5 protein-coding genes are annotated in these 8,438 nt (G+C 35.8%); 1 reads left to right on the plus strand and 4 read right to left on the minus strand.

Annotated features, from left to right (window positions below):
* Positions 1-195 precede the first annotated feature (195 nt).
* On the plus strand, positions 196-2,766 hold the full coding sequence (locus tag ABD792_RS02025; protein WP_345004054.1) for a carboxylesterase family protein: 2,571 nt from the start codon (positions 196-198) through the stop codon (positions 2,764-2,766).
* 77 nt (positions 2,767-2,843) lie between these two features.
* On the opposite strand, the gene ABD792_RS02030 is transcribed toward ABD792_RS02025, so the two are convergent.
* The 4 genes from ABD792_RS02030 to ABD792_RS02045 are packed head-to-tail and all read right to left on the minus strand — an operon-like array spanning position 2,844 to position 8,348.
* Positions 2,844-6,356 (minus strand): efflux RND transporter permease subunit, encoded by a 3,513-nt coding sequence (locus ABD792_RS02030; RefSeq protein WP_345004055.1) that lies wholly within the window; start codon positions 6,354-6,356, stop codon positions 2,844-2,846.
* Positions 6,357-6,409: 53 nt separating this feature from the next.
* The gene (locus ABD792_RS02035) at positions 6,410-6,784 is read right to left on the minus strand and encodes a four helix bundle protein (RefSeq protein WP_345004057.1); all 375 of its coding nucleotides are present in this window, start codon (positions 6,782-6,784) and stop codon (positions 6,410-6,412) included.
* A gap of 37 nt (positions 6,785-6,821) precedes the next feature.
* A complete protein-coding gene (locus ABD792_RS02040) occupies positions 6,822-7,991 on the minus strand; it encodes an efflux RND transporter periplasmic adaptor subunit (RefSeq protein ID WP_345004059.1) in 1,170 nt (389 codons plus the stop codon).
* A gap of 42 nt (positions 7,992-8,033) precedes the next feature.
* Positions 8,034-8,348 carry a four helix bundle protein gene (locus ABD792_RS02045; protein WP_345004061.1) on the minus strand — a complete coding sequence of 105 codons (315 nt, stop codon included), beginning with the start codon at positions 8,346-8,348 and terminating at the stop codon, positions 8,034-8,036.
* Positions 8,349-8,438 lie beyond the last annotated feature (90 nt).

An 8,438-nucleotide genomic window follows, 5' to 3' on the forward strand; every position in this document is an offset into this window, starting at 1 on the left:
ACAGTGTAGTTTAAATTATTTAAGGTGTTTTTTTAAATGATGTACAGCCACGTGTTTTGACAAGCTTTCAATAAAGGAATACATGTAAGTACTGTTATTTGCCTCATGTACTTAGTTATTAGTCGAAAATATGTCTTAGTAGAGGTGCTAAAGGATTATTTTTAGTTTTTGTGCAACTATTATAAAGTAAATATTATGTTTAAGATCATCCCTTTAATGTTATGTCTTCTATTTATTTCAGCTGCTGTTCCTGCTCAACAAAGAACAGGAAATATTGTTGAGTATTTTGGCAAGGAAAAGGTCGAAACTATTGAAGAAGGCAAATTAGTTCATGTCTTCAAGGAGGCATTGGCTCTTAAGGTACAGACTTATAATTTTAATTCTTCTTCGTTTCCTAAAGACCCTGTTTTTAATGAATTCTTAATGAACGCTGCATACGAGCCTAAACACGGGGCAGTCTTTGATGTTGACTTTTTAGGTAAACCTGTAGTGTGGAAAGCGATAACTGTAGATTCGACCAATAGCTTTAACGATAGGGATTTACGATCAAGTTATGTGTGCTTAAAATATCGTTCAAGCACTTCAAAAACAGTGTTGTTTGAGGCTTCGGGGCATTCACTTGCATTAATTAACGGGTTACCACATGAAGGCGATCATTACGATTTTGGTTGGAATTTAATCCCTGTAAAATTAAATAAAGGACTTAATGTCTTTGTTTTAAAGGTAGGTCGTTTCCCAAGGATTAGGGCACGGCTTATTGAACCAAAAACAAGCATACAGTTAACTACGCGCGATTTAACACTTCCCGATGTATTGGTAGAAGAACCTAAGTCTTATGAAGGAGCAATACGTGTTATAAATACAACTAATGGTTGGGTTAAAAATTATGCTATTTCTGCAACATTAGAAGGAGAAACAGTCCTAACGAACATCTCTCAAATTCCTCCTATGAGTGTTCGTAAAGTGAGGTTTTCCATTCCGTCGGTAACCAATGAAGATAAAATAGGAGCATCCAAGCTAAAATTGGAATTAAAAGGGAGTAATAAGAAAACATTGAATACCAAAGAGGTGGCTTTACAAATTAAGTCAAAACACAAACACCACAAACGTACGTTCGTAAGTGGTGTAGACGGTAGTGTGCAATATTATAGTGTTGCACCGTCTAGTGATAAAACATTAACTAAAGGGGCTTTGTTTTTATCGGTTCATGGGGCTTCGGTAGAAGCCGTTAATCAAGCTAATGCCTACAAGCAAAAAGATTGGGGGAATTTAATAGCGCCTACAAACAGGCGTCCGTTTGGTTTTGCTTGGGAAGATTGGGGTAGACTGGATGCATTGGAGGTTTTGTCGGATGCAAAAACGATTTATAAGCCTGACCCGAGTAGAATTTATTTAACAGGACACTCTATGGGTGGACATGGTACTTGGTATTTGGGAGCGACCTATCCCGATTATTTTGCAGCCATAGCACCTTGTGCCGGTTATCCGGATCTTTTGTTATACCGTGATGGATTTATAAACAGGCGTTTGCAAATGCCGCAAGAAACACTAACACGATTTGGGCTGACGCCTAAAGTAGTAAGTCGTTTAAAGTCAAAACCACAACCGACTCCTGTTGAAACGATGATTTACAGGGCAGGAACACCCAGTAGAACCTTGGAGTTAATTCGTAACTATTTACATCATGGTGTGTACGTACTACATGGCGAAATAGATAATGTGGTGCCTACGTATATTGCACGTGATATGCGTGAACGATTAGGGAAGTTCCATCCCGATTTTACTTATTATGAGTATCCAGATGGTACACATTGGTACGGAAATCACTCTGTCGATTGGCCTCCTATCTTCGATCTTTTTAAACAGCGTACTATTAAGGCCGATGAAGAGATTAAGAAGTTGGAGTTTTATACCGGGTCACCAGGTGTATCCTCTAAGTCACATTTTATAACGATTCATCAACAGAAAGTACCATTTAAAACCAGCTCTTTTAATTTTTCGAAAGAGGAAAATAAGTATTTATTGAAAACAGATAATGTTGTATTACTTGAAGTTGATTTTTCTAAAATAAAAGATAACTATGGTGCTATTGAAATAGATGGATATGCGTTGACTGTAAGGCCTGATGAGAAAAGTACATTCAAAAGAACTGAAGATGGTTGGAAGGAGACCACAGCTCCTGGTTTAAAGGAAAAGGGACCGCATAGAAATGGTGGCTTTAAGGACGCCTTTAGAAACAATGTCGTTTTTGTGTATGCTACCCAAGGAACAAAAACAGAAAACAATTGGTATTATAACCGTGCTCGATTTGATGCCGAAACGTTTTGGTATCGAGCCAATGGATCGGTAGAGGTCGTTAAGGATGTGGATTTTAATTTAGCAAACTACAGCGATCGTAATGTAGTTGTATATGGTAATAAAAGTAATAATGCGGCTTGGAATACCTTATTAAAAGACGCTCCCATACAAGTTAAAAATAACGAAGTAAACTTTAATGGTAAAGTTTTGTCGGGTAACCATTGGGGTATGTACTTTATTGTGCCTAGAACCGATAGCGATAAGGCTAGTGTCGGTGTTGTGACCGCGAGTGGACTAAAAGGCATGAAGGCTGCTTATATGAACCATTATCTTGTTAATGGAACTACGTTTCCAGATGTTTTGTTGTTTGATGATGAAGTGTTAAAAAATGGGATAACAGCTGTTAAGTGTGCTGGATTCTTTGGTAATGATTGGTCTGTAGAAAATGGAGATTTTGAATGGAAGTAGAAAAAACGGTATATAATAATGCAAAACCCAGAGCCTTCATAAGCTCTGGGTTTTTTGATTTTGTGAGTTCCTAATTTTTAAGAGGATGCATTTGAAATTTGTCTCCTTAAAAATATTTTTCGTTTTAGTTTATTTACTAAAAAGAATAAAACAGGGACTATTATTAAGGTTAAGAATGTAGCAAACAATAACCCAAAAATAACGGTCCAAGCCAATGGTCCCCAGAAAATAACATTATCTCCTCCTATATAGATATTTGGATCAAATCTATTGAATAATGAAAAGAAATCAATGTTAAATCCAATAGCTAATGGGATTAACCCAAAAACGGTAGTAATGGCTGTTAATAGTACAGGTCTTAAACGTGCTTTTCCACCTTTTACAATAGCTTCCTTGATATCTTCTACAGGTAGGCGTTCTGCAACGTCAATACCCTCCATTGAGGCACGCTTTCTGTCGATAAGCAGCTGTGTGTAATCAAGCAGTACTACGCCATTATTTACAACAATTCCGGCTAATGAGATAATACCCATCATGGTCATCATTATAACAAAAGACCAACCCGTAGCAACTAAACCTAAAAATACACCAGCAAAACTTAAAAAGATGGCTCCCATAATAATGGTTGGCTTTGAAATCGAACCAAATTGAAAAATTAAAATAAGCATAATTAAGCCTAAACCAGCTAAAAGCGCCTTGTTTAAGAAAGCTTGTTCTTTAGCTTGTTCTTCTAGTTGTCCCGTATAATCAATTTTAATATCACCAGGGAGCTTGCCATAGGTGTCACTATACGATTCCATCTCTGCTTTAATTTGGTCGACAATAACATTGGCATCGATAAATCCCGGTGCTAGGGCCGAATAAACGGTTACAACGCGTTTGTAATCCCGGTGCTTAATAGAACTAAAAGACGAAGTATTCACTTGTTTAGCTACTGCAGAAACAGGGACTTCTTTTAATTGTCCTGTTGCCTGATCCCTGAAAATGATGTTTTGATTAAAAAGGGCACTTGTGTTATACCGTATGTCTTCATTAAAGCGAACATTAATATCGTAATCTTCACCATCCTTTTTGTAAACACCTGCTTTTGCACCAAATATTGAGTTGCGTAGTTGCTGACCTACTTGACCTGCGGTTACACCTAATTCTCCAGCTTTTTCACGGTCTATATCTACTCTGGTTACAGGTTTTCCTCGGTTTACATCGATTTTTAATTGGTCAATTCCAGGTATATTTTTACTATCAATAAACTTCTTGATGTTTTCGGCAACCGTAATTAATTGATTGTAATCCAGACCTTCAATTTCTATATTAATAGGGTAGCCCGCTGGTGGCCCTACAGGATCTTTTTCAACAGAAATAGAAACTCCTGGATAAATGCCTTTTAATGTGTTTTGAATGTCTTTACGTAATTCTTCACTATCAATAATATTGTTATCGGCATCCCTTCTAAATTTAAACTCACGCATGGTGGCTGTAATTTTACCTCTGTTGGGCATTTCTGCTGCCGAACCACCATCTGTAAATGGGTTTCCAGCACCTTCACCAACTTGGGATACCACGGATTCTACCAAGAAATTTTTACTGTCGTCTTCGGAATTTGAGTATTTGTCACTTCGGATAACTTGGTAAACCCGGTTTTCAATATCTTTTGTTATTTTATTGGTTTTCTCGATGGCTGTCCCTTCTGGGTATTCTATATACACCATGATTTGTTTGGGTGTATTGTCTGGAAAGAATTCTATTTTAGTACGTTTGCTGTCAACAGACATCCCAAAAGCGATAAACGAAATGAAAAGAATAAGAATTGTTCCGCCTACATAAACATAAGGCATCCTTCCTTTTAAAGCGGCACGTAAGCGCTTTTCGTACCAGTTTTCTAAACGTGGTAAAAATTGATCTTTAAACGTATGGGTTAAGCCTTTAATGACATACTTATAGCCCCAAAGTAATACAGCACTAAAAATGAGTAGACTGCCCAACCCGCGAAAAGTGCCTCCAACAAAATAGATAAACAACCCTAAAACCACTAAAATGATAGATATTCTTATTAAACGTTTCATTGAAATGGTGTCTTCTTCAATTTTCATGAATTGCGATACCATAACGGAGTTGATAAAAACCGCTACAAATAATGAAGATCCCAAAACTATCGAAAGTGTAATAGGGAAATAAATCATAAACTCTCCCATCATGCCAGGCCACATCCCTAATGGGATAAATGCCGCCACTGTTGTTAAGGTTGAAATAATAATAGGCATCGCTATTTCACCAATTCCTTCTTTGGCAGCTTCAATTCGGCTCATGCCTTCTTCATCCATTAAACGATACACATTTTCTACCAGTACGATACCGTTGTCTACCAACATTCCCAGACCCATAATGAGTCCAAAAAGGATCATGGTATTCATAGTATAGCCTAAAATTTGAACAATCATAAAGGCCATAACCATAGACATAGGGATAGCAAAACCAACAAACAATGCGTTTCTAAATCCAAGGAAAAACATTAAAACGGTTGTTACCAGAATAATACCAAAAATGATGTTGTTTACTAAATCGTCAACTTGATTTAAGGTGATTTGCGACTGATCGTTAGCAGCAGATATCTTTACATCTTTTGGAATAGCATTGGTTTCTTGTGACTTTTTGATGATTTCGTAAATAGCTTCTGTAGCTGCTACCATATTTTTACCAGATCGTTTTTTTACATCTAGCATTACAACGTTTTTACCAAAGTCACGGGCAAAAGTTGTGTGATCTTCATCAATAAAAGAGACTGTTGCAATATCACGTAGATACACAGCGCCATTATCAGATTTTACAACAAAATTTTCGAGTTGTTTGGGATTGTCTATTTCACCAATTACCCTAACGGTTCTACGTTGGCCACTTGCTATAAGATTACCGCCACTCATGGTTATATTACCATTTTGAATGGCAGAAATAACATCGCTAAAACTTACTTTAGCGGCCATCATTTTGTAAATGTCTACAGCAACTTCTACTTCTTTTTCTTGTGCACCACGTATATCGGCAGCTTTAATTTCATCTAAATCTTCAATATCATCTTGAAGGATTTCTGCAAATTCTTTTAGCTTGTCAACTGGATAATCTCCAGTTAAGTTAATGTTTAGGATTGGCATTTCTTCAGAGAAATTAAGATCAAAGACATTGGGTTCTACTTTGGCTCCATTAAAAGTAGGCCAATCTTCAGATGCTTTTTCGCTATCCACTTCATCTTTTACTTTTTGTCTAGCTGCTTCGACGGTAATGTTTTCATCAAACTCAACAACGATCATTCCGTAGTCTTCTTGCGATGTTGAAAGCACTTCGGTAACATTGCTGATGTTCTTTACACGGTCTTCCAGCGGATCTACAATTAGTTTTTCAATATCTTCAGCAGTATTCCCAGGATAAGGTGTGCTAATGTAAATTTTAGTTTCTTTTACTTCTGGAAAGCTTTCACGTGGTAAATTAAAGTAAGCTGAAATTCCCATAAACAGGAAGATAGCCACGATTACATAGACAACTGTTTTGTTGTTTATGGCCCAAGATGATGGTTTGAATTCTTTATAAAGTTTGCTCATTATTTTGGTATTAGTCTTCGGTCTTTAGACGTTTAGTCGTTAGACTTTAAGTATTAATTTTTTGTGTTTTTCTTTAAATATTTTTGCAGGCTAGTTATCATTTTGGATAGCTCTTGCAATTTTTCACGAATTAATATATCACGATTACTATCTATAAAATTTTGTCTTTCGGCAATAGTAGCACAAACCACACATTCTTTTAATGAGTTTAGAGCTATTTGCAAGAATCTATTGAATTGAGCATCGGTATCACCAGAACCTTCAGCAATATTTAATGCAATAGAGACACTTGCTCTTTTAAACTGAGAAGTAAGATTGTAGTTTTCGGAGTTTGGAAAATTTTCACAGGTTTCATAAACTATATTTACTAAGTCTAATGCTCTTTGATATATTTTTAAATCTTCAAATTTAAACTCTGTTTTTTCCATATTTTAGTTTTTTGATTACAAACTAAATAACTAACGTCTAATGACTGATTTCAACTTCCTGCCCATCTTGAACGCTTCTTGCCCCATCTTTAATTACAGCGTTTCCAGCTTCCAAGCCTGTTAAGACTTCAATAAAATCGCCTTGCGTTTTACCAGTCGTGATAATAGCTTTTTTGGCTTTACCCGTATTGTTTTCACCAATACTATCAACCACAAAAACATATTGCTCCCCTAAACTGTTTTCCGAAATAATGTTTTGGGGAATTAGTATTGCTGCAGGATTTGTATAATCGTTAATTTTAAGTTTACTGGTTAAATTGGGTTTGATGTCACCGTCTTTATTAGGTACAGCTACTTCAACTTTAAAAGCTCTGTTGTTAGGATTGATAAAATTTCCAACTTGACGAACAGAGGTCGTAATTGTTTTGTCTAAAACGGGAAAGCTAACTTCAACTTTTTTATCTTTTGTTACATTTGGTAAATGTGTTTCCGGAACCTCTGCCTCAATGTACATATTGTCTAGGTTAACAATCCTTAACAAAGCAGGTTGTCCTGGAGCAACAACGCTTCCTTGTTCGGTAATAACATCGTCAATAATACCTGAAAAAGGAGCTTTTATAAGCGTTTTTCTTAATTGGGATTGAAGTTGTCTTACAGTGTTTTGAGCTGCTTTAAACGTGGTTTCGGCTTGTAAAAATTGAATTTCTGAGCCAATTTTTTGTTCCCAAAGTCGTTTTTGACGCTCATAAGTCGTTTTGGCTAGAGCTGCTTGTGTTTTAGCTTGGGATAGTTGCTGACTTAAACCGCCATCATCAATTTTTGCCAGGGTTTGCCCTTTGCTAACTTTTTGACCTTCTTTTACATAAACGCTTGTTAATGTTCCAGAAAACTCTGGATATAAAACAATGTTTTGTTTGGTTTTTACACTGCCCTGAATTTCTAAAAAGTGATTAAATTCTTCTTTTTCAATAGCTAAAGTGGTAATTAGGGGCAATACCTTTTTATTGTTAAGTTTATCTAATTCAGCTTCTATTTTTTCTAAATCTGTAGCTATTTGGTGCTGTTGTTTTTTTAATTCACTCCGTTTGGTTTCAATAGCAGTTTTATCTTTTGAGGCAATAATGTCTTCAACAGATTTTTTGCTGGTACCGCTACAGGAAGATAAAATAATGGTACTCAAAAGGGATATGTATATATAATGTTTCATGATTAATTATGTTTATGGGTTTAATGTTTATTAGTTTAATGCTTATGTTTTTAGTTGAGATTTGTCTAGTCCATTCAACTCTGAAATGAATTCTAAATCATATGATAATATGGGTTGGTTTAAAAGTCCTAGTGCCGAACTAAATGCGATTTCAGTAAACCTAGCTTTATCTTTCCCTGATGTTCTTCCGGTACCTTCGGCTATATTAGATACTATTGAAATAGCGCTTCTTTTCATTTGACTAGTTAATCCAAATTTCTCTTCTTCAGGAAATGTCTTGGTTATCTTATAAATCAAGGTAGATGAAATCCTAGACTTTTTCCAGACGTTTAGTTTTTCAAAAGAAAATTGTTTCATTTGGTTTGTATTTAAATGTTTTTGAATATCCGTTTTTCGTCATAATCCTGTGATATTAGCAATAACCAACCTATCGAAGAGTTTGTCCTC

It is taken from the genome of Snuella lapsa, assembly GCF_039539345.1.
In the GTDB taxonomy this organism is placed as follows: domain Bacteria; phylum Bacteroidota; class Bacteroidia; order Flavobacteriales; family Flavobacteriaceae; genus Snuella; species Snuella lapsa.